18 protein-coding genes and 2 tRNA genes are annotated in these 21,922 nt (G+C 77.5%); 8 read left to right on the top strand and 12 right to left on the bottom strand.

The annotated features are described in order from the left end of the window. Window positions 1–4: 4 nt before the first annotated feature. On the bottom strand, window positions 5–1,843 hold the full coding sequence (locus ADEH_RS13760; protein ID WP_011421705.1) for a SpoIID/LytB domain-containing protein: 1,839 nt from the start codon (window positions 1,841–1,843) through the stop codon (window positions 5–7). Between the two features lie 59 nt (window positions 1,844–1,902). Beyond that, window positions 1,903–2,826, bottom strand: a complete 924-nt coding sequence (locus tag ADEH_RS13765; RefSeq protein ID WP_011421706.1) for an aminotransferase class IV — start codon at window positions 2,824–2,826, stop codon at window positions 1,903–1,905. Window positions 2,827–2,963: 137 nt separating this feature from the next. Here ADEH_RS13765 and ADEH_RS13770 point away from each other — a divergent pair, with 137 nt between their 5' ends. The 4 genes from ADEH_RS13770 (at window position 2,964) to ADEH_RS13785 (ending at window position 7,863) form a co-directional block, all read left to right on the top strand. Continuing rightward, window positions 2,964–3,362, top strand: coding sequence for a hypothetical protein (locus ADEH_RS13770; RefSeq protein ID WP_011421707.1), 399 nt, complete (start codon window positions 2,964–2,966; stop codon window positions 3,360–3,362). 224 nt (window positions 3,363–3,586) lie between these two features. Further along, window positions 3,587–4,321 (top strand): ABC transporter ATP-binding protein, encoded by a 735-nt coding sequence (locus ADEH_RS13775; RefSeq protein ID WP_041453546.1) that lies wholly within the window; start codon window positions 3,587–3,589, stop codon window positions 4,319–4,321. Next, window positions 4,318–6,678 carry an ABC transporter permease gene (locus ADEH_RS13780; protein WP_011421709.1) on the top strand — a complete coding sequence of 787 codons (2,361 nt, stop codon included), beginning with the start codon at window positions 4,318–4,320 and terminating at the stop codon, window positions 6,676–6,678. Before ADEH_RS13775 ends, ADEH_RS13780 begins: the two co-directional genes overlap by 4 nt. 3 nt (window positions 6,679–6,681) lie before the next feature. Beyond that, entirely contained in the window at window positions 6,682–7,863 is a 1,182-nt protein-coding gene (locus ADEH_RS13785; protein ID WP_011421710.1) for an efflux RND transporter periplasmic adaptor subunit, read from the top strand. 10 nt (window positions 7,864–7,873) lie between these two features. On the opposite strand, the gene ADEH_RS13790 is transcribed toward ADEH_RS13785, so the two are convergent. The 10 genes from ADEH_RS13790 to ADEH_RS13835 all read right to left on the bottom strand — a co-directional run bounded on the left by ADEH_RS13790 (window position 7,874) and on the right by ADEH_RS13835 (window position 18,533). Continuing rightward, window positions 7,874–8,170 carry an STAS domain-containing protein gene (locus ADEH_RS13790; protein ID WP_011421711.1) on the bottom strand — a complete coding sequence of 99 codons (297 nt, stop codon included), beginning with the start codon at window positions 8,168–8,170 and terminating at the stop codon, window positions 7,874–7,876. Between the two features lie 160 nt (window positions 8,171–8,330). Next, window positions 8,331–8,402: transfer RNA gene (locus tag ADEH_RS13795), tRNA-Lys, on the bottom strand. A gap of 351 nt (window positions 8,403–8,753) precedes the next feature. Continuing rightward, a complete protein-coding gene (locus ADEH_RS13800) occupies window positions 8,754–9,764 on the bottom strand; it encodes an SDR family oxidoreductase (protein WP_011421712.1) in 1,011 nt (336 codons plus the stop codon). Then, a complete protein-coding gene (locus ADEH_RS13805) occupies window positions 9,761–10,126 on the bottom strand; it encodes a hypothetical protein (RefSeq protein WP_011421713.1) in 366 nt (121 codons plus the stop codon). Before ADEH_RS13805 ends, ADEH_RS13800 begins: the two co-directional genes overlap by 4 nt. 65 nt (window positions 10,127–10,191) lie before the next feature. Next, window positions 10,192–11,076: an endonuclease/exonuclease/phosphatase family protein gene (locus tag ADEH_RS13810; RefSeq protein WP_041453894.1), complete on the bottom strand. Its 885-nt coding sequence runs from the start codon at window positions 11,074–11,076 to the stop codon at window positions 10,192–10,194. Window positions 11,077–11,118: 42 nt separating this feature from the next. Further along, on the bottom strand, window positions 11,119–12,747 hold the full coding sequence (locus tag ADEH_RS13815) for a hypothetical protein (RefSeq protein WP_011421715.1): 1,629 nt from the start codon (window positions 12,745–12,747) through the stop codon (window positions 11,119–11,121). Beyond that, window positions 12,747–13,535, bottom strand: a complete 789-nt coding sequence (locus tag ADEH_RS13820) for a cytochrome c3 family protein (RefSeq protein ID WP_011421716.1) — start codon at window positions 13,533–13,535, stop codon at window positions 12,747–12,749. The genes ADEH_RS13815 and ADEH_RS13820 overlap by 1 nt, the downstream gene beginning before the upstream one ends. After that, a complete protein-coding gene (locus tag ADEH_RS13825; RefSeq protein WP_011421717.1) occupies window positions 13,532–14,431 on the bottom strand; it encodes a hypothetical protein in 900 nt (299 codons plus the stop codon). Before ADEH_RS13825 ends, ADEH_RS13820 begins: the two co-directional genes overlap by 4 nt. Continuing rightward, window positions 14,428–16,290, bottom strand: a complete 1,863-nt coding sequence (locus ADEH_RS13830; RefSeq protein ID WP_011421718.1) for a cytochrome c3 family protein — start codon at window positions 16,288–16,290, stop codon at window positions 14,428–14,430. The genes ADEH_RS13825 and ADEH_RS13830 overlap by 4 nt, the downstream gene beginning before the upstream one ends. After that, on the bottom strand, window positions 16,287–18,533 hold the full coding sequence (locus tag ADEH_RS13835) for an NAD(P)-binding domain-containing protein (RefSeq protein ID WP_011421719.1): 2,247 nt from the start codon (window positions 18,531–18,533) through the stop codon (window positions 16,287–16,289). Before ADEH_RS13835 ends, ADEH_RS13830 begins: the two co-directional genes overlap by 4 nt. 280 nt (window positions 18,534–18,813) lie before the next feature. On the opposite strand from ADEH_RS13835, the gene cysK reads away from it, so the two are divergent. From cysK to ADEH_RS13855, 4 genes are all read left to right on the top strand, one after another. Next, window positions 18,814–19,749: a cysteine synthase A gene (gene cysK / locus ADEH_RS13840; protein ID WP_011421720.1), complete on the top strand. Its 936-nt coding sequence runs from the start codon at window positions 18,814–18,816 to the stop codon at window positions 19,747–19,749. Between the two features lie 187 nt (window positions 19,750–19,936). Next, a complete protein-coding gene (locus ADEH_RS13845; protein WP_011421721.1) occupies window positions 19,937–20,644 on the top strand; it encodes a sterol desaturase family protein in 708 nt (235 codons plus the stop codon). 78 nt (window positions 20,645–20,722) lie between these two features. Continuing rightward, a tRNA-Glu gene (locus ADEH_RS13850) sits at window positions 20,723–20,795 on the top strand. 499 nt (window positions 20,796–21,294) lie between these two features. Beyond that, window positions 21,295–21,915 carry a hypothetical protein gene (locus ADEH_RS13855; RefSeq protein WP_011421722.1) on the top strand — a complete coding sequence of 207 codons (621 nt, stop codon included), beginning with the start codon at window positions 21,295–21,297 and terminating at the stop codon, window positions 21,913–21,915. The last annotated feature ends 7 nt before the right edge of the window (window positions 21,916–21,922 follow it).

Raw genomic sequence — 21,922 nt, forward strand, 5'->3', positions numbered from 1 at the left:
ACAGTCAGTAGATGCGGGAGACCTCGGCGCCCGAGTAGTAGGCGCGGAGGATCTCGCGGTGGTCCTGCCCGGCCTCGGCGCGTCCCACCGCGCCCCACTGGCACATCCCGGCGCCGTGCCCCCAGCCGCCTCCGCGCAGCCCCAGCGCGCCGTCCGGCTCCGGCTCGACCAGGAACATCGCGGACGGGAGGCCGCCGAGCAGCCGGCGGATGCGCAGCTCGCCCCGGACCTCGGCCCGGCCCGCCGCCCCGGTCACCTCCAGCTCGCGCGCGCGGCCGGACACGCCCCGCGCCGTCACGCGCAGCGCGGTCGCCGGGCCGATCCCGAGCTCGGCGCCCACCCGCGCCAGCGCCGCCGCGTCCAGCCGGCGCGTCCAGCGGAAGCGGCTGCGGCTCGCGCCCGCGGCGCGCGCGCAGTACGCCTCGGAGCCCGCCACCAGGAACCGGCGCAGCAGCGCGTCGGTGCCCAGGCCCACCGGCCAGCGCGCCGCCGCGGCGGGCGGGAGGTCGGGCCGCCCGCGCAGGCTCGGGTCGGGCGTGCCGTCCCACACCGCGTCGTTGTGCTCGCCGTGGCCGCCGCACATCGCCGAGTAGACCGCGTTCACCAGGGTGCGGTCGGCGCGGCCGAACAGCGCCTCGCCGCGCGTCGCGAGCACCGCCGCGTCGGTGCGGCCGGTGCGGGCCGCGTCGCCGCGGTACGCCTGGCAGTGCACCTCGGCGCAGAGCATGAAGGGATCGGTCAGGTGGCGCGTGCCGATCTGCGCGAGCACGTTCGAGCGGGCGGTCACCGCCTGCGCCTCCAGCGCCGCGCGCGGCGACGAGGCCGGCATCTCGCTCGGCACCAGCCCCCGCAGCAGCTCCTCGAGCGGCACGCCGTGCACGGCCGCGAGCGCGCCGCCCGCGTCGAGCGTCAGGTACAGCCGGCCGCGGTAGGTGCGATCCTCGCGCGCCCGGCCGCCGCGCCCGTGCTCGTGCTCGACGCCCTCCACCAGGAACCCCGCCTCGCCCTCCACGGTGAGCGTGAGCGCGGCGTCCGCCTCGCCCAGCGGCGCCCCCCCCTCCCCGCGCAGCTCGAGGCGCCCGGACGGCCGGCCCACCAGCGTGGCGTGCAGCGTGGCCCGCGCGCCGTGCGCGGCGCGGAGCGTCTCCACGACGACCCGCGCCCCCGCCTCCGTGCCGTCGCCGTCCACCAGCAGCAGCGCCCGGCGGTTGTCCACCACCCGCCCGGCGATGCCGTACACCGCGCCCACCACGCGCGTCTCGGCGCGCACGCCGCGTACCCGCCAGGCCTGCGCCTGCGCCTCGAGGCGCGCGCGATCGGCGAGCGGCGCCTCCTCGAGCAGGGCGCGCCACGCCAGCACCGCCGGGACGGCCTCGCGCGCGACGACCCGCAGGCGCGCGCCGGCCCCGACCCGGAGCTCGCCGCCTCCGCGCAGGAGCACGCGCGCCGGCGCGAGCGGGCGGAACGCGATCTCGCGCTGGCCCTCCATGAGCCGGATGGTGACGAGCGGCTCGCCGCCCGGCGCGAACTCCAGCCGGTGACCCCAGAGCAGGTCGAGCGGGTCGGTGAGGTCGGCGGCCGGCGGCGGCGCGAGCACGGCGGCGTCGGGCGGCGGGAGCGGGAGCGGCAGGGCCGGCTCCGGCTGCGGCGCGGCCACGGCCGTCGCGGACGAGGGCTCCGCGGCCGGCGCGGGCGTCCCCGCCGCCGCGGGCTCCGCCGGCTCCTGCGCCGCCGTCGCGCTGGGCTCCGCCAGCGCGGGCGGCTCGGGCATCGTCCCCGGGGCCGTCGGGGCCGCGTCGGCGGCGAGCGCGACGGCGAGGAGCACGGCGAGGAGTCGGCCCATGAGCGGGCCAGCTTACGACGAGCCGGCCGCCGCGCGCGAACCCCTCGGCGACGGGACGTTCACGGCAGGCCGAGCCCGGGCGGCCCGCCCGCGAGCCGGCGGAACGCCCGGTGCAGCCGCTCCGTGACCGGACCCGGGCGCGCGCTCCCGATCGGCCGCGATCCCACCCGCACCACCGGCAGGATCTCGCGCATCGTCGAGGTGAGGAACGCCTCGTCCGCCGCCTCCAGCGCGTCCACGCGGAGCGGCGCCTCGTCCACCGGCACGCCCGTCTCTCGCGCGAGCCGGAGCACCACCCCGCGCGTCACGCCCTCCAGGATCCCGGCCGCGAGCGGCGGCGTCCGGAGCCGGCCACCCGAGATCGCGAACACGTTCGACGACGAGCCTTCCGTCACCATCCCCGCGTCGTCGAGCAGGAGCGCCTCGTGCGCGCCCGCGGCGCGCGCCTCGCGCACCGCGAGCACGTGGGAGAGGTGCGCGCCGGTCTTCGCGGCCGGGTCCACCGCGGCGGGCGAGGCCCGGCGCACGGTCGCGATCGCCACCGCCACGCCGTCGGCGTACGCGGCTGCGGGCGGCGCGGAGAGCGGCGCGACGATGACGACGGCCTGCGGGTCCACCGCGAGCGCGGGGTCGAGCCCGATCTCCCCCGCGCCGCGCGTCATCACCACGCGCACGTACCACTCGCCCGCGTTCCACGGCGCCGCGTCGGGCGGCGCCGGGGGCGCGCCCATCGCCTGCGCCGCCTCCAGGGTGCGCGCGATCTCGCGCGCGGTGCGCGGCCCGTCCCAGCGCGGCGCGAGCCCGGTGCGCTCCGCCGAGCGCGCCAGGCGCGCGAGGTGCGCGTCGAGCTCGAACGGCCGTCCACCGTACGTGCGCACCACCTCGTACACGCTGTCGCCGTACAGGAACCCGCGGTCGAGCACCGACACCTTCGCGTCCGCCGGCGCGACCAGCGCGCCGTCCAGGTTCACGAGCGTCGCCATGCCCTCACCATAGCGCCAGGACCGCCCCGCGCGCGCGGCGACGCGCCGCGTCCGGGGCGCGGACGGACCGTGAAAACCCCGCGGGATCGTGGGCGTTTTCTTGACCGCGGGATCGGGGATGATATCTCCCGACATCGATGGAAACCGCGGTCGAGTGCACGCACTGCAAGGTGGTGATGACGAGCTGGTCGGCCCCCGGGAGCCCGATCCGCTACTACCAGTGCCCGTTCTGCGCGCGGACGCACTCCTCGCTGTACGGCGAGGTGTTCCAGCGCCGCGCGGGCGCGCGCCTGGTCGGCGCCCCGGCGCCGACCACCGCCGGCATCCCCATGGCCAGCCCCGAGGACGTGCGCTGGGCGCGCGTGAAGGCCACGGCCGCGCGCTGGTTCGCGCGGCTCGAGGCCGAGCAGCGCCCGCCTCCGCCCGCCGCGGCGTTCGCCCGGCGCGCCCGGACGGCGGGTCGGTCCGACGACGTGCCCGAGGCGGATCCCGCCGACGTGGTCGAGGTCGGCGCCCGCCGCCACGGGCGGCCCTGAGCGCCCCCGGGAGGTTCCTGGGCGCGGCGGCGAGCGCGGGCCGCGGTCGTCACGGCGAGGCCGGCGCAGGCCGCCGCTGACGGCCGCCCGGCGAGCTGCGGACGCGGAGCGCACGCGTCCGCGGCACCCCGCATTCGTCTCCCCCGCCGGAGCGCGGAGGCGAGACGCTGTGCACCGGGCGTGCGCGGGCGCGGTCAGCCCGCGCGCCCGCCGTGCGGGGGAACATGGCGAGCGCGGCGCGAGCGGACGGCGAGCGGATCCCCGCCTTCGAGGCGCGCGGCCTGGAGAAGGTCTACCGGATGGGCGAGGTGGACGTCCCGGCGCTCCGCGGCGTGGACCTCGAGCTGTACGACGGCGAGCTGGTGGTGATCCTCGGCCCGTCCGGCAGCGGCAAGTCCACGCTCCTCAACATCCTGGGCGGCCTGGACGTGCCCACCGCCGGCCGGGTGCGCTACCGCGAGCACGACCTCGTCGGCGCCTCGGCGCGGGCGCTCACCCGCTACCGCCGCGAGCACGTGGGCTTCGTGTTCCAGCTCTACAACCTGGTCCCGAGCCTCACCGCCCGGGAGAACGTGGCGCTCGCCTGCGAGATCGCGCCCGACCCGATGCCCGCCGACGAGGCGCTGCGCCGGGTCGGGCTCGGCGAGCGGCTCGACCACTTCCCCTCGCAGCTCTCCGGCGGCGAGCAGCAGCGGGTCGCGATCGCCCGCGCGGTGGCGAAGCGGCCGGACGTGCTGCTCTGCGACGAGCCCACCGGCGCGCTCGACGCGGCCACCGGCCGCGTGGTGCTGGAGGTGCTCGAGCAGGTGAACCGGGAGCTGGGCACGACCGTGGTGGTCATCACCCACAACGCGGCCATCGCCGCGCTGGCCGACCGGGTGGTGCACGTGAGCGACGGCCGCATCGCGCGCGTCGATCGGAACGCGCGGCGCGCGACGGCCGCGGAGATCGCCTGGTGAGCGCGCTCGACCACAAGGCCTGGCACGACCTCGGGCGCATGCGCGGCCAGGCGGTGGCCGTGGGCGCGCTCATCGCCAGCGCCATGGCGGTGTGGGTGACCACCGTGCTCACCGAGCGCGCCATGCTGCGGACCCGCGACGCGTACTACGCGCGGCAGCGGTTCGCCGACGCGTTCGCCTCGGTCCGGCGCGCGCCCGAGCCGGTGGGCGCGCGGCTCGCCGCGATCCCCGGCGTGGCCGAGGTGGAGACCCGGGTGATCTGGCCCGGGCGCCTCGACCTGCCCGGCGGCCGCCGCGCGCGGGCGACGTTCGTCTCCCTGCCCGACCGCGCGCCGCCGCGGCTGAACGTGCTCGCCGTGCGGGACGGCCGCCTCCCGCTCCCCGGCGAGCGCGGCGTGGCGGTCCTCACCGAGGGCTTCGCCGTCGCGAACCGGCTCGGGCCGGGCGACGACCTCGGCGCGGTCGTGAACGGCCGCCGCACGCGCCTCCGCGTCGTCGGGGTGGCGCTCTCGCCCGAGTACGTCTACGCGGTCGGGCCCGGCATGCTGTTCCCGGACGACCGGAGCTACGGGGTGGTCTGGGCGCCGCGCACCGACCTGGCGGAGGCGGCGGGGCTCGACGGCGCGTTCGACGCGGTGGCGCTGCGCCTCGGCCCGGGCGCGGCCGAGCCCGACGTCCTCGCCGCGGTGGACCGGGTGCTCGAGCCCTGGGGCGGCGCCGGCGCCCACGGCCGCCGGGACCAGACCTCGCACCGCTACCTCTCCGACGAGCTGACGCAGCTCCGGGCGCTGGCGCTGGTGATGCCGGCCATCTTCCTCGGCATCGCCGCGTTCCTGCTGTCGGTGATCGTGTCGCGCCTCGTCGCGCAGCAGCGGCCGCAGGTCGGAATGCTGAAGGCGCTCGGCTACTCCGACCTCGCGCTGGCGGTCCACTACGCGAAGCTGGTGGGCGCGGTGGTGGCGGCCGGCGCCGCCGCGGGCGCCGTCGGTGGCGCGCTGCTCGGCCGCGGGCTCGCCCGCATGTACGCGGAGTTCTACCGCTTCCCGTTCCTCGTCTACGCGGACGCGCCGGCGGTGGTCGCCTCTGGCGCGGCGCTCTGCGCGCTCGCGGCGCTGGTGGGCGTCGCCGGCGCGGTGGCGCGGGCCGCGCGCCTCCCGCCCGCCGAGGCGATGCGGCCCGAACCGCCCGCCGCGTTCCGCGCCACCGGCCTGGACCGCCTGCTGGCCCGGCCGGGCGTCCCGCCGGCGTGGCGGATGGTGCTCCGCAACCTGTCCCGCCGGCCGGTGCGGGCCGCCCTGTCGGCGCTCGGCATCGCCTCCGGGATCGCGGTGATCGTCCTCGCCGGCGCCATGCAGGACGCGCTCCACCACCTGCTCGGCGTGTACTTCCGCGACGCCCGCCGCGAGGACGCGATCGTGGTGTTCTCGGAGGCCTCCGGCGCGGACGCGCTCGCGGAGCTGCGCGCGTTGCCGGGCGTGCGCGCGGTGGAGCCGTTCCGCGGCGTGCCCGCCACGCTGCGCAGCGGCCCGCGCCGCCACCGCACCGAGCTCGCCGGCCTCGAGCCGGGCGCGCGCCTGTGGCGCCTGGTGGACGCGCGCGGCCGCGAGGTGCCGGTGCCGCCGGCCGGGGTGGTGCTCTCCTCGCAGCTCGCGCGCATGCTCGGCGTCGCCCCCGGCGACACCGTCCTCGCCGAGGTCCACGAGGGCCGGCGCCCGGTGCTGGCGCTCCCGGTGGCCGCGCTGGTGGACGACTTCGTGGGCGTGAGCGCGACGGTGAGCCGGGCGCGCCTCGACGCGGCGCTCGGCGACGGACCGCGCGCCAGCGGCGCCCTGCTCGCGCTCGCGCCCGGCGCGGGCCCGGAGGTGGAGGCCCGGCTGGCGGAGCGGCCGCGGGTGGCGGCGGTCGCGCTGGGCGACGAGCTGCGGCGATCGATGGAGGCGGTGATCGGGCGGTTCATGGGCGGGGTGGTCGCGGTGCTGGCCGGCTTCGCGCTCGTGCTCGCCGGCGGCGTCGTCTACAACGCGGCGCGGGTCGCGCACGCCGAGCGCCAGCGCGAGCTCGCCACGCTGCAGGTGCTCGGGTTCACGCCGGGCGAGGCGTGGCGCATCCTGGCCGGCGAGCTGGCGGTGCTGGTGCTCCTCGCCATCCCGGCCGGCTGCGCCCTGGGCCTCGCGCTCGCCACGCTCTCCTCGCGCCTGGTCTCGTCCGACCTGTTCCGCCTGCCGGTGGTGATCTCGCCCGGCACCTGGGCGCGGGCGGTGGGCGTCGTCTGCGCCGCGAGCGCGCTGCTGGTGGCGCTGGCGCGACGGTGGGTCGCGAACGTCGATCTGGTGGAGGTGCTGAAGGCGCGGGAGTGAGCGATGCGGCGCTGGATCGTGCTCGGGGCGGTGGTGGCGCTCGCGCTGGCGGGCGCGGCGGCGATCGTCGGCCGGGGAGCGGCCGAGGTGGAGGTCCGGCGCGCGGCGCGCGGCCCCATCGCCGAGTGGGTGGAGGGCACCGGGAAGGCCCGGGTCCGCGAGCGGCACGCCGTGTCCGCCCCGGTGGCCGGGGCGCTCGAGCGGGTCGAGGTCCACGCCGGCGACGCGGTGCGCGCCGGCGAGGTGGTGGCGCGCGTGCTGCCGCTCACGCCGACGCCGCTCGACGCTCGCACGCGCGCGGAGGCCCGGGCGCGCGCGGCCGCGGCGAAGGCCGCCGAGGCGCAGGCGGACGCGGCGCTGCGCCGGGCCCGGGTGGTGGAGGCCGACGCGGCGCGGACGCTCGAGCGCGCCCGGGCCCTGCTGGCCGCCTCGGCCATGGCGCCGAGCGACCACGACGCCGCCGAGGCCGGCGCGCGCGCCGCGCGCGAGGAGGTGGACGCCGCGCGGGCCGCCGTGGGCCGGGCGCGGGCGGAGCGCGCCGCCGCGGAGGCGGTCCTCGCCGCGCCGCGCGGCGCGGCCGGTGGCGCGTTCCCGGTCACGTCGCCCGTGGGCGGCGTGGTGCTGCGCGTGCTGCAGGAGAGCCCGGGCCCGGTGCTGGCGGGCACGCCCGTGCTCGAGCTGGGCGATCCTGGCGACCTCGAGGTCGCGCTCGAGCTCCTCACCGAGCAGGCCTCGCGGGTGCGCGCCGGGGCGGAGGTCGAGCTGACGGCCTGGGGCGGCGACGCGCCGCTGGCCGGTCGCGTGCGCCGGGTGGAGCCGTCGGCGTTCACCAAGGTGAGCGCGCTCGGCGTGGAGGAGCAGCGGGTGAACGTGCTGGTGGACCCCGCGGGCGCGGCGGGCGCGTGGTCGGCCCTCGGCGACGGCTGGCGCGTGGAGGGGCGCGTGGCGGTGGCGCGGCGCGCGGACGCGCTCCGCGTGCCGGCGAGCAGCGTGTTCCGGGGCGACGGCGGCTGGGCGGTGTACGCGGTCGAGGGCGGGCGGGCGCGGCTGCGGACCGTGCGGCTCGGCGCGCTGGCGGCCACCGAGGTGGAGATCGCCGAAGGGCTGGCCGACGGGACGCCGGTGGTGCTCCGGCCCACCGGCGCGCTGCGCGACGGCGCGCGCGTGCGGGCGCGGGAGCCGTGAGGCCGGGCGACTACGCGGGAACGTTCGCCGCGTCGTCGGGCGGCCCGGCCACGCCGAGGTAGCGCAGGAGGCGCCGGTGGTGCTGCCGCAGGCCGCGAACCGACACGCGGGCCGGGCAGCCGGCCAGCGCGCGGGCCAGCACCGCCACGCCGAAGTCGTGGAACTCGCGAACGTGCGTGAGATCGACGCGGACCTGCGTGCCGGGCCGGGCGGAGGCGAGGCTCCGGGCCACGTCCTCGGCCGCCGGCACGTCGAACACGCCGTCGCGGCGGATGGTGTGGGTCTCCCCCGGCTCCTGCGACGTCATCTGTGCATCCCCCCGGCGAGCCCTGCGATCGCCGCCCAGGTCCAAAATACCCGGCGCTGATATCGGACCCAAACCGACGGTCCGAGGCATGTGGCCGCGGGCGGACGGCGTAGGGCGGAGGGTGCACGCGCGCGCCGCGGGACGGGGCGCGCGTGGAGATTGGGGCGCCAGGGACTCGAACCCTGAGCCAACGGCTTAAAAGGCCGCTGCTCTACCATTGAGCTAGCGCCCCGTTCGGCGGAGCCGACCGGCGCTTCATACCACGCAGACCGCCCGCGGGCTGCACGGACCCGAGCGCTCCGCCCGCCTCTCGCCGGCGGCTCCCGGCCGCGCAGCCCCGAGAAACGGCCGCGCCAGCATGCAGGTGCATGCTGGCGCGGGTGCTGCTCCCCCCTGGAGCTTGGCTGAGGAGCGGGAACCCCCCCGTCCCGGACGTTCCGCTCCCGCTCCTCAGCCTCGCCGCGGAACATACCGTTGGATCCGGCGCGCAGGTATCGCGTGACCCGGCGACCCACGGCCATGAGACGGGGCCGCACCGTGCGTGCGCACGTGCGCCCCGTCCGAGTACCGGAGACTCCCCGGTTCAGGTGGCGAACCGCACGTTGCGTGACACCCATGCCGCCCCGACGGCCAGGAGCACCGCCCCCGCGGCCAGGCTCCTGCGGTGGAGCGTGAACCAGAGCGACGCGCTGCGAGGGCGGGCCTCCGCCGAGAACTCCCCGCGCGCGCCGTGATCGCCCGGCACCGGCCGGTCGAGATCGTCCGGCCGGCCCGGCTCCGGTGGCCGATCCGCCTGCTGCGCCCGGTAGCCGATGCGGCCCAGGTAGCGATCGAGCAGGCCCGGGATGGTCCGCTGGCCGAGGATGGCGCGCGTCGTGCTCCAGGTGACCCACAGCTCGCGCCGCGGGCGCCGCAGCACCGCCAGCACCGCGCGCGCGATCACCTCGGGCTGGTAGATGGGCGGCACCGGCTTCGGGTGGCCGGGCAGGCGCGTGCGGACCAGCTCGAACTGCGGCGTGTTCACGGCGGGCAGGTGCACCATCGAGAGGCGCACCCGGCTGCGGTCGTGCGCGAGCTCGCAGCGGAGCGCGTCGGTGAAGCCGCGGACCGCCGCCTTCGCGGCGCAGTACGCGCTCTGCAGCGGGATCGAGCGGTAGCAGAGCGCGGACCCGACCTGGACGACGTGACCGCGGTCGTGGGGCAGCATGTGGCGGAGCGCGGCGCGCGTCCCGTGCACGTAGCCCAGGTACGTCACCTCGGTCACGCGCCGATACTCCTCTGCGGTCGTCTCCATCACCGGGGCGAACACGCTCACCATCGCGTCGTTCACCCACACGTCGATGCCGCCCCACGCGCGCGCCACCGCGTCCGCGGCCGCCTCCACCGCGGCGGCGTCCGAGACGTCGGCGACGACCGCGATGGCCTCGCCGCCCGCGGCGCGGATCTCGCGCGCGGCGTTCTCGAGCGCCTCGCCGTTCCGCGCGACCAGCGCCACCCGCATCCGCGCCCGCCCCAGCTCGCGCGCCACCGCGCGCCCCACGCCCGCCGACGCGCCCGTCACCACCGCCACCTTCCCCGCCAGGTCCCTCCTCACCGCCGCGTCCCTCCCCCACCCTCTCGCTCCCCGGCGCCTCGCGGCGCGGGGGGCTCGTGCACCGGCTCGCCGGCCTCGCCCGTCTCGCCCGTCTCGCCCTCGCCCGCCTGCCGCCCGCCGCGCGCCGGGTGGGCGCGGCGGGCCTCGTCCACGTGCGCCTTCCGCGTGCCGGCGCTCCGCTCCGCGGCGTCGGCCGCGCGGCGCTGCGCGTCCGCCTCGGGCGCCTGCCCCGGCGGCTCGGCGCCCGGGTGTGGCGTCCCGTCGTCCACGCCGGGCGGCGCGGGGCCCGGGCCGCCGGCGAGCCCCTGCACCTTCGGCACCATCGACTCGTCACTGGGATGATCCGGCCGGTCGCTCGCCATGCGCCACCTCCGGCCGAAATGTCTGGACCCGGACGGCACGGCGGAACCCCTGCCGTCGCGCGCCGCTAGCGCAGCCACAGGTCCAGCACCACCGGCCGGTGATCCGAGGCCGCCTCCACGTCCGTCCCCCCGGCGACCGCGGCCTGCACGACCGAGGCCGCGTCCGCCCGAGGGACGGCCAGGTGGTCGAGCGCCGCCCGGTCGCCGCCGCCGGACCAGGTCCAGGCCGCGTCCGGCGGCAGCGCCGCGGCGGGATCGACCCAGGCGCCGTCGCCGAAGAGCGGCCCGAGCGCGAACGACCCGGCCTCGTCGTTCAGGTCGCCGCCCGCCACGACCCGGGCCCCGTCGCGGAGGAGCCGGTCGGCGATCTCGCGCATGCGCGCCGCCTGCGCGGCCCGGCGCGTCCCGTCGTCGGACAGCGCCGAGCTGAGGTGGCTGCCCACCAGCGCCAGCGTCCGGCCGCCGGGGAGCGCCGCGTGCGCCTCCACGCAGTCGCGCGGGAACAGCGGCCGGCCCGCGGCGTCGCGCTCGTCGCGGTGGCTGACGTAGGCGCGGAGCGGCAGCCGCGAGAGGACCGCCACGTCGATGCCGCGGGGGTCGTTCCCCTCCACCAGGCGCGCCTGCGCGTAGCCCGCCCGCGCCGCCAGGGCCTCCGCGAGCGCGGCGGTCTCCACCTCCTGCAGGAGCACCAGGTCGCCGTCGAGCCGCCCCAGCACCGCCGCGACGCGCGCCAGCCTCGCGTCCACCTCGCCGGCGGTGGCGACCGTGTCGAGCGCGCCGGGCGGCTCGGTCCGGTCGAGGTCGTCGAACAGGTCGTGGACGTTCCAGCTGACGACGCGCACCAGCGCGGCGGGCGGCCCCGGCGGCGCGTCGAGGGGAGGCGGCGCGCAGGCGGCGGCGAGCGCGAGGACTGCGAGCGCGGCGGGGCGGGTGCGGTCGGGCCGGGGCATGCGCGCGGCGCCGTGCAAGCGCGGCGCCGCCACCCCCGCCGGTCAGTACGCCGCGAAGATCGTCGCGAACCCGGTCGTCCCGTACGGCATGCTCCCGCCCTCCTCCGCGCCCGGGTCGAACGCGCCGCGGCCCGCCAGGCTGATCCGCAGCCCGAGGTGCCGGCCCAGATCAGCGGTCGCGCTGGCGAGCACCCCGACCTCGTCGCGGTCCACGCCGAACGCGGCGTCGTGCGACCAGCTCGCGCGCCCCACCAGCCGGAGCGCCTGGAACGGCCGCCACAGGAGCTGCGCGTACGCGCTCCGGCCGTCGAGCCAGCCCGACTCCTCCAGGTACCCCAGCGTCAGGCCGCCGCTCGCGCCGAGCAGCCGCGGCAGGCCCAGCTCCGGCCCGACCCAGCGCCGCTCCAGCCCGCTCGACACGTCGCGCGAGAAGCCGCCCGTGCCGCCCACCCGCAGCCAGCGCACCGGGTCCCAGCTCACGAACCCGTCCGCCGCGCGCGCGCGCCCGGGGAACGCCGCCGGGTCGAACGTCTGCGGCCACGCGAGCCCCGCGTGGCGGAAGCTGCCGCCCAGGAGCAGCCCGTCCACCGGCCGGACGCTCGCGTCCACGCGGGCCGAGTCCAGGTCGGCGCCGCCGCGCTTGCCGCCGCCGCCGACGTGCGCCTCGGCCGAGAGGTCCAGCCGGCGCAGGAACACGCGGCCGGTGAGCGACCCCTCCGCGCGCGTCCCCAGCTCCGGCGTGCGGACCATGGCGATGCGCCCCTCCTGCCGCCACGAGGCGCCGCGGCCGAGCGCGCCGTCGAGGATCCAGTACGCGCCGCCGGTCGCCCGGCGCGTGGTGGGCTCGGTGGTGTCGGGCTCCGGGACCGCCCCGCCGAACACGCCGCCCTCGGCGCGCGCGCCGAGCAGCCGCCCGCGCACGCCGGCCAGGCCGCCGTCGAACACGGTCGCCCCGGGGATGGCCCAGGGCAGCACCCGCCCGGCGGAGAGGCGCAGCGCGTCGCCGGGGGTTGCGGTGAGCTGCGCCTGCCAGAGGTAGAGCTGGGTGTCGTCGCGGGGGCGGAAGCGCGGCGCGTCGCGGCGGAGCCAGCGCTCGGCGCGGGCGTCCACGTCGAGCGTGAGCCAGGGCGCGAGCTCCGCCTCGCGGATGGCGACGTCCACGGCCGCGCGGTCCGAGGTGCCGGCGGTGGACGCGGTCCAGGCCTGGTAGGAGGCGCCCACCTCCGCGGTGCGGCTCCGCGGCACGGGGGCCGAGGCGGCGCCGGGGCCGGCGCGGAACTCGACCTGCGGGACCGCCGCGGCGGTGACGACCGCCAGCCGGCGGGCCAGCTCCGCGTCCCCGGGCGGCGGCGGGAGCGGCCTCGCCTCGGCCGCGAGCGCGGCGGGCTCGAACCGGAACGCGTCCCCGGGGCGCAGGCCGGCGCCGGCGCACGCCGCGTGGTGCGGCGCGAGCGACTCCACCGTGCACCGCCCGGCCGGCGCGCCGTTGCGCCGGAGCTCGAGCACCGCGCCCGGCGCGAGCCCGTCGTCGGAGCCCGCGTCGAGGTAGGCGCGCGAGGCGGTGGCGTAGGCGACCTGCCCGGTGCCGCGCGGGCGCTGCGTGCCCCGCGTGGATGCGGCGGGCGCGGCCGTCAGGGACACGGCCAGCACGAGGGCGAGCGCGCCCGGCATCAGTTCACCCCCGTCGGATGGCAGCGGATGCAGGCGTCGGTGGCCCAGGCGTACCCGGAGATCTGGGTGTGGTGGGACGTCGTCTCGGTGTCACCATGGCAGGCCAGGCAGTCCTTCACGGCGAAGTCGGCCGCCCAGGCCTTGTCGGCGCGGGTGGCCGGGTGGCAGGTGAGGCAGGCGGCGCGGGTCCCGGAGTGCTTCAGGCCGGGCGCGATCCCGAACGGCAGGTGCGCCGCGACGCGGTCCACCTGCGCCTCGGCGTGGCAGCGGACGCAGCGCGCCGAGTCGAACGCGTAGTCCGGCACCGCCGCGTGCGCGGTCGCCATGGAGGCCTGCTCGTGGTCGTGGCAGCCGGCGCAGCCGAGGACCTTCCGGTTCGCCGGGTCCACGTGGCACTCGGCGCAGCCGGCGGTGGCGTGGGCCGTCCCGGCGACGATCGGGAACAGCTTCGCGTGATCGACGCCCACCCCGGACTGGTGGCAGCCGTAGCAGGCCTCGCTTGCGAACTGGAACCCCGGAACGGCGCCGTGGCGCGTGGCCAGCGCCGCCTCGTCGGCGTGGTCGCCGGTGTGGCAGTGGATGCAGTCGAACTTCGCGAAGGTGTCGAACGCGCCGTGGCAGTCGTCGCAGGTGGCGGTCGCGTGCGGCGTGCCCGCCACGATCGGGAACCAGCGCTGCGCGTGGCCCGCGCGCGACGGCATGGTGAGGGACGGCGCGGAGCCCCCGCCCTCGCTGCACGCGAGCGCGAGCGCGGCGGCGGCGACGACGAACGTCTGAACGGTCCTCATCTCGGCACCCCGGTTCCGTGCAGGCCTCCGAACGCCGCCGAGAAGCGGTGGCACTCGTAGCACTTGCGGTTCACGAGCTGGAAGCCCGCCACGCCGTCGTGCTCCCCCGCGACGTTCCCGTGGCAGCGCAGGCAGTCGGCGGTGTCGGTGGCGCAGGTGAACGGCTGCGCGTAGTCCACCGCCGGGAAGCTCGAGTGGCAGTCCTTGCAGCGGATCCCGGCGTGCGGACCCGTCTTGATCGAGAAGCAGGCCTCGTGCGCGGGCAGCCCCGCCGGCGAGAACCGCCAGGCGCCGTGGCAGCCGCGGCAGTCCTGCGGGAAGCCGGCCAGGTCGTGGTTCACCGCCGCCGCGGCGGAGCCGGCGCGGGCCCAGTCGGCCTCGTGGCAGGCGATGCAGCGCGGCGTGGGCCGGGCGAAGGCGCGGTCGCGGCGGTCGCCGTGGCACGACTCGCACGCGACCAGGGCGTGGCGGCCGGTGAGCGGGAACGCGGTGCGCCGGTGCGCCTCCGGCCCGAACGTCGGGGTGGACCAGGCGGTGGCGTCGTGGCAGGTCGCGCAGCGCGGCCCGAGGCGGCCGCCGTGGACGTCGCGGTGGCAGGCGGCGCAGGCGCGCGGCACCGGGTCGGCGAAGGTCCCGCTCGCGTGGCAGGCGCGGCACTGCGCGTCGCGGTGGCGTCCGTCGAGCGGGAAGCCGGTGCGCTCGTGCGCGAACGTCACCGCCTTCCAGCCGGCGGCGGTGTGGCACGCGGCGCAGTCGGTGTCGCCGCCGTGCGCGCCGGGGCCGGGGCGCGGCGCGGCGAGGTCGGCCCGGGGCGGCGGCGCGGCCGCGGCGGCGGCGGTCGCGAGGGTCGCGGTCGCGGCGAGGGCGAGCGCGAGGCGCGGAGCGGTGGCGATCACGGCACGTACCCCCGGAACGCGCCCTGGTGGAAGTCGGCGTGGCAGCCCTGGCACTTCACGGCCAGCGGGCGGTAGCGGCGCACCGCCGCCCCGTCCACCTGCACCGCGGGGTGGCACTTCTCGCAGGCGAGCGCGCGGTGCTTGCCGTCGAGCGTGAACGCGGTGAACGGCTTCTGGTGCACGAAGCGGAGCGGCGCCGGCGCCTTCCAGCCGGCGGTCTCGTGGCAGCGGGCGCAGTCCGTCCCCTGCCCCTTCGCCGCGAGCTGGCCGGCGTGCGCGTCGGCGTGGCAGCCGGCGCACGCCTGGGGCACGCCGCGCCAGCGCACCACGCCCGCGCCGTCGGGCGCGTGGCACGAGCCGCAGGCGGCCCGCTCGTGCTTGCCGGTGAGCGGGAACCGCGCGTCGCGGGCGTGGTCGAAGCGCACCTTGCGGAAGGAGTCGAGCCCGTGGCAGGCGGTGCAGCCCTCGGCGCGGGTGCGCGCCTCGAACTGCCGGCCGTGCGGGTCCTTGTGGCAGCTGCGGCAGTCGGAGGGGCGCTGCAGGTCGAGCGACGCGAGGCTCACCGTCACCGGGCGGCGGTGGCGCGCGAGCTCGTCCCGGACCCGCGCCGGCACCTTCGCCGCGAGCCGCGCGTCCTTCGGGTGGCACAGCGCGCAGGCCACCGCGCGGTGCGCGCCCTCCAGCCGGTAGGCGGTGCGATCGTGGTCCTCCGGCTCGAAGCGGGCCGGGAGGAAGCGGTCCACGCCGTGGCAGCGGTCGCAGGCGCGCGGATCGGCCGCCCCGGCCGCAGTGCCGGCCGTCGAGGCGGGCCGCGGGAGGGCGCCTCCGGGCGCCGCCGCGCGGGCGAGCTGGCCCACGTGGGCGTCGGCGTGGCAGTCGGTGCAGCGCGCGAACGCGATGCCCTTGTAGCGCGCCCTCTCGCCGGGCCACGGGCCGTGGCAGGCCTCGCAGGCCACCGTCGCGTGCGCGCCGCGCAGCGGGTAGCGGGTCTTCTCGTGGAAGGCGCGCTTCGCCCCGATTCCGGTCACGTGCTTCCAGTCCGCGGTGACGTGGCAGCTCGCGCACGCCTGGCCGAGCCGGTCCTGGTGCGGATCCTTGTGGCAGTCGGTGCAGGCCTGGAACGCCACGCCCTTGTAGCGGGCGTAGGCCGCCGCCCGCACCGGCGGCGTCATGCCGGGGCCGGGCGCGCCGGCGGCCTCCGCCACGTCCGCGTGGCACTTCGCGCAGGCGACCTTCACGTGCTTCCCGTCGAGCCGGTACGCGGTGCGCGCGTGGTCGAAGCGCGCCGCCGGCTTCCAGGCGTCCTCGCCGTGGCACCTCGCGCAGTCGGGGCCGAGCTGGCCGCGGTGCTCGTCGAAGTGGCAGGCGGCGCAGCGCTGCGGCGCGCCCAGGCTCGTCTTCCGCTCCGGCTGCTTGCGCAGCAGCTCGGCGACGGCCGGGTCCGCCACGAGCCGCGGGTCGTGGCAGCGGGCGCAGTCCACCCGGCGGTGCTTGCCGCGCAGCTCGAACCCGGCCCGCGCGTGGTCGAAGCCCTTCTTGCCGCCCGGGCCCCAGTCCACCAGCGCGAAGTCCCGGCCCTGGTGCTCGTGATGGCACTTCTCGCACGCGCGCTCGGCCGCGGGGAGCCGGCCGTGGAGGCCCTGCCCGCGCGCGACCCGGTCCTTCAGCTCGGCGTGGCAGGCGAGGCAGCCGTCCGCCGAGAGCTGCTGCCCGGCCAGGTGGCACTTCGTGCAGCGCTGGAGCCCCTCCAGGCCCTGGTGAGGCCGGGAGAGCGGCCCGGGCGAGAACACGTCGGCGCGCGCGGCCGCCGGGGCGGCCAGCGCGAGCGAGGCGAGGAGCGCTGCGGTCGAGGGTTTCACCGGTGGAGGAGCCCGTACCCGAGGTAGAGGGAGACGCCGATGTGCGCGGCGATGACGAGGACCAGGAACACGGCCAGCGACGCGTGGAACACGCGCCAGCCGCGGAGCAGGCGCTTCAGCGAGGCGTAGAAGCGGATCTGCCAGCGCAGCCGCGCCAGCGCGACCAGCGTGGCGCGGAACTCGGCGTAGTGGCCGGTCCCGCGGAAGCGCCCGCGCACCCGCAGCAGGCGCAGGCGGAGCAGGAGCGACTCCGCCGGCATGCGCACGAACAGCAGCGCCAGCGAGCCGGCGCGGACCGGCGCGGTGGCGCGGTCGAGGAGCACCCGGGCCGGCGCGCCCGCCTCCTGCAGGAGCGGGCCGAGCGCCGCGCGGGAGCGCTCGAACCGCGCCAGCAGGTCGGCCAGCTCCACCGCCTTCCCGCCGTCGGAGGGGACCGTGCCGTAGATGAACCGCCCCACGATCCCGGTGCCGACCACGATGCAGAGCGCGCCCGCGGTGCCGGTGGCGAGCAGGTTGTTCGACTGGAACGCGGAGTGGAACGCGATGACGAGCGGGCTCATGAAGCCCACGAACACGTGGAAGTCGAGCCACCCGCGGATGCTCCCCAGCGGCGCGAAGCGCTTCCAGCGCTTGCGGACCGCGTAGAGGAAGTTCGAGAGCATGAACAGCGTCGCCACGATGCCGACGCCGTGGCCCCAGGGCCCGGCCGGCTTCATGGACGGGTGGAGCGGGGAGCGCAGCCGGTCGAGGCGCGCGAGCGGGTAGTACTCCCGCCCCTTCCACGCCAGCACCGCCAGGATCGCCACGCCGGCGAGCGCGTAGGCGGCGTGAAACGCGCGGCGGCGGCGCCGCTCCGCCACGGCCCGGCCCGCGCCGGCGGCGGGCCTGGCCTCGGCGGCGCCGCGCCCCGCGGGCCGCGCGCGGCCCGGCCGGCGGACCTGGCCGGGCGCCTCGCCGTGGTAGCGCCTGAGCGCCACGCCCGCCTTCGAGAGCAGCTCGAGCGGCAGCTCGCCGCCGACGTTCACCACCACGAAGTCGTTCTCCAGCGTGGCGGCGCGCCCGCCCACCTCGAGCACCACCTGGCGCGGGCGGATGGCGGTCACCTGCGAGCCGAGCAGCAGGCGCACCCGTCGCGCACCGGCCAGCTCCTGGAGGCGCGCGCGGTTCGCCTCGCGGCACCGCGCCAGCTCGGCGCCGCGGTACGAGAGCGTCACCTCCGCGCTGGACTCGGTGGCGAGCTGGATGGCCGCCTCCAGCGCCGCGTCGCCGCCGCCGACCACCAGCACCCGGTTGCCGTCGAACGCCTCCGGATCGCGCAGGCCGTACAGGACCTTCTCCTGCTCCTCGCCCGGCACGCCCAGCTTCCGCGGCGTGCCGCGGCGCCCGACCGCCAGCACCACCTTCGACGCCTGCACCGTGCCGCGATCGGTGCGCAGCTCGAAGCGGCCGTCCTCGCCGTCGAGGCCGGTGACCTTGACGCCCTCCTCCACCGCGATCCCGGCCTTCGCGAGCACGCGCTGCCAGGAGGCGAGCAGCTCCTCCTTGCTGATGAGGCGCTTCCCGAACCGGCCCACCAGCGGCAGGTCCACCGGCTCGGTCATCGCCACCTTCTTGCGCGGGTAATGGGCGATCGAGCCGCCCATGGTCCCCTGCTCGAGGAGGCGGAACGGGACGCCGCGGGCCTTCAGGCCGAGCGCGGTGGCGATGCCGGCCGGCCCCGCCCCCACGACGGCGACCGGCGCCTGCCGCGACGCGGTCTCGGCCAGCCGCTCCGCGACCTGGAGCCCCTGCTGGATCGCGTTCTTGATGAGCCCCATCCCGCCCAGCTCGCCGACGACGTGCACGCCGGGCCGGGAGGACTCGAAGAACTCGTCCACCTCCGGCAGGTCCACCCCGCGCTCGGCCGTGCCGAACACCAGGCGGATCGCGCCCACCGGGCACTCGGCGGCGCAGCGCCCGTGGCCGATGCAGTGGTCGGCGTGCACCAGCTTCGCGGCGCCGTCCACGATGCCGAGGATGTCGCCCTCCGGGCACGCGCGGAGGCAGGAGAGGCTGCCGATGCAGACGTTCGGGTCGATGACCGGGTGGAGCGAGCGGGCCAGGTGCTGGCCGCGGGCGCGCTTCGCCTCGAGCTCGGCGGCGTCGCGGCGCTCGCGGGCCCAGCGCCGGCCGAGGTGGCCGCCCGCGAGCAGGCCGACGCTGGCGAGGGAGCCGGAGACGATCCAGAGGGTGGCGAGGTCCATGGAGTTCGGGCGCCGCGGCAGCCTGTCGCACGCTCGCGGGATTGACCTGGATCACCGAGGTTCGGCCACGTCACCCCCCGTCAGGGAGGTTTGACGGTCGGTGACGGACGCACCGCGCTCCGAGACCGCGTCTCAGCGCCGCGATCGCGCGCCGCCCCGCGCTCGGCGGCCGCCGTCCGCGGCGGACCGCCGCTCCGTCCGCTTGACAGGAGGCGCGTCCGCTTCTAAGGATGTCCGCTATAACGGAATCGGCCGGCGGTCGCCGGCGGGAGCGAGGCGCATGCGGATCGCGGACGACGTCACGAAGCTCATCGGAAACACGCCGCTGGTGCGGCTCAACCGGATCATCGACGGCGCGCGCGCGACGGTGGTGGCCAAGCTGGAGAGCTTCAACCCGGCCTCCAGCGTGAAGGACCGCATCGGCGTGGCGATGATCGAGGCGGCCGAGCGGGACGGGAAGATCAAGCCGGACACCATCCTGCTCGAGCCGACGAGCGGCAACACCGGCATCGGGCTCGCGTTCGCGGCGGCGGCGAAGGGCTACAAGCTCGTCCTCACCATGCCCGACACCATGAGCGTGGAGCGGCGCAAGCTGCTGGCGGCGTTCGGCGCGAAGCTGGTGCTCACGCCCGGCGCCGAGGGCATGAAGGGCGCCATCGCGAAGGCGCAGGCGCTCGCGGCCGAGGATCCGCGGCACCTCATCCTCCAGCAGTTCGAGAACCCAGCCAACCCCGAGATCCACCGCCGCACCACCGCGGAGGAGATCTGGCGCGACACCGACGGCAAGGTGGACGTCGTGGTCGCCGGGACCGGCACGGGAGGGACGATCACGGGGGTCGCGCAGGTGCTGAAGGCGCGCAAGCCGTCCATCCGCATCGTGGCCGCCGAGCCGGCCGACTCGGCGGTGATCTCCGGCGGCAAGCCGGGGCCGCACAAGATCCAGGGCTGGGGCCCGGGCTTCGTGCCGAAGGTGCTCGACCCCTCGCTCATCGACGAGGTGATCACGGTCCAGAACGCCGACGCCGGCGACTTCGGCCGCCGGCTCACGCGGGAGGAGGGCATCCTGTCCGGCATCTCCTGCGGCGGGGCGGCCTGGGCGGCGCGCGAGGTGGCGCGGCGGCCCGAGAACGCGGGCAAGCTCATCGTGGTGGTGCTGCCCGACACCGGCGAGCGGTACCTGACGACCTGGCTGTTCGAGGAGGCGCCGGCGGCGTAGGTCGGCGGAAACGGCCGGCGCCTTCGCGGCGGCGATCCCTCCCGGGGGACGCCGCCGCGCCGCGTCACGAGGCTTGCCTCCGGGTCGCGCTCCGTGCGGGGCGCCAGCGTTCAGTTGCGGCCGGCGCTCGGGCGCCCCTACCTTTCCGCGGCCCCGCCGGCACGGCCGGCGACCGGAGACGCGGACCATGACCCAGGCTTCTCGTTCGGAGTTCCGCGCCGAGCTGCTCTCCCGGATCCCGCGGTGGTACTCGCCCTGGGGGCACCTGCTCTTCCCCGCGGTGGCGGGCCTCGCGATCGCCGCGTTCGCGCTCTCGCGCATCGAGGACCTCGCGGCCTGGCAGCTCGCCGCCGTCCCCGCGTTCCTCGTGTTCGGCAACGCGGTCGAGTGGACCGCGCACCGCGGGATGCTGCACCGGCGACTGCGCTTCGCCGAGGTGTTCTACGTGCGCCACACGCCGCAGCACCACGCGGTGTACGTGGCCGACGACATGGCCATGCGCGACTGGCGGGAGCTGAAGCTGGTGCTGCTCCCGGCCTACGGCGTGCTCGCCATCCTCGCCGTCACGTCGCCGCTCACGCTCGCCTTCCTGTGGCTCCGCCAGCCCAACCTGGCCGCGCTGTGGGTCGCAAGCGTGGTGCTCTACGTGCTCTCCTACGAGTGGCTCCACCTCGCCTATCACCTGCCCGCCGACCGGTGGCTGGCGCGGACCGCGCTCGTCCGCACGCTGCGGCGCCACCACCAGCTCCACCACGCGCCGCACCTCATGAACCGCTGGAACTTCAACGTGACCGTGCCGCTCTGGGACTGGGTGCGGGGCACGCTCTACCCGGCGCCCGCGCCCGGCTCCCGTCCCGCCGCGCAGCCCACCGGCGCGGCTGGCCGCGCGCCTTGATCTCGCGCAGCCGGCGCCCTCCCCGTCCGGGAAACGCGCCCCTTTACACGAGCCCAAGGGTCGGGTACTAGACCGCGCGACCCCATCGTCTAGAGGCCCAGGACACGGCCCTTTCAAGGCTGTAACCGGGGTTCGAATCCCCGTGGGGTCACAGGATTTTTCGCGAACCGCCCGGCCCGACCCTGGACCGGGCGTTCGTGTTTGGAACTGGCCCCGCGGCCGGGCGAGATGCGCCGGCTGCGGCGGTCGCCCGAAGTGGCCGGCGACCCGCCATCTGCCGCCGTCCATCGTCATCGTGATCTGATCGAGAAGGCGCCGCGTCCTCGAAGCCGGGGGGCCGTGGGGGCGGGTCCTCGTGGACGCTCCCGCCCTCGCCCGCTCGCGCGACGTCTCGGCTTTGCGGACGGGGTCCGCGGAACGCGGCTTCGAGGGTTGCGAGGACGGCAAGAAGCCGCAGCTTCCCCTCCACGCCTCCCATCCACGTCAGGCCGCCGCGAACGCCCGGACCGCCGACCTAGCGGCCCGTGCCAGTACAGGGCCCGCTGGAGGTCCCGTTGCGATCAACAGCCGGCGCCCCGTACGCTACGTGAATCCGGCGTGCGCGCCGGCGGGCGCGGCGCTATCAGGTCGCGAACGCGGAGGATGCCCTGATGAACGCCTCGAAGCAGGCTCGTGCCGTGCTGTTCGTGTGCTGCCTCGCCGCCGTGCTGCAAGCAGGGCCCGCTCGCGCGGCCCCGGCGTCGGCCGGAGCGAGCCCGGCGGCCGCTCCGCAGGCGCGCGACGGCCAGCACGACTTCGACTTCGAGATCGGGACCTGGAAGACGCGGCTCAAGCGGCTGAAGGCCCCGCTCACCGGCTCGACCACCTGGCTCGAGTACGAGGGCACCACGGTCGTGCGGAAGGTGTGGGGCGGCCGCGCCAACCTGGTCGAGCTGGACGCCGCCGGGCCGGCCGGCCGGCTCGAGCTCCTGAGCCTCCGTCTGTACAACCCCGCGTCGCGCCAGTGGAGCCTGAACGTCGCGAGCGTCCGCGGCGGGACGCTCGGGCCGCCCACGGTGGGCGAGTTCAAGGACGGGCGCGGCGAGTTCTACTCCATGGAGACGATGGACGGCCGGGCCGTCCTGGTCCGGTTCGTGGTGTCGGACGTCACCGCCGACTCGTGCCGGTTCGAGCAGGCCTTCTCCGTGGACGGCGGCAAGACCTGGGAGGTGAACTGGGTCGCGGTGGACACGCGCGTGAAGGACGGCGCCGGCTCGGGCGCGGCGCGGTAGCGCACCG

Source organism: Anaeromyxobacter dehalogenans 2CP-C, assembly GCF_000013385.1.
Classification (GTDB): Bacteria; Myxococcota; Myxococcia; order Myxococcales; family Anaeromyxobacteraceae; genus Anaeromyxobacter; species Anaeromyxobacter dehalogenans_B.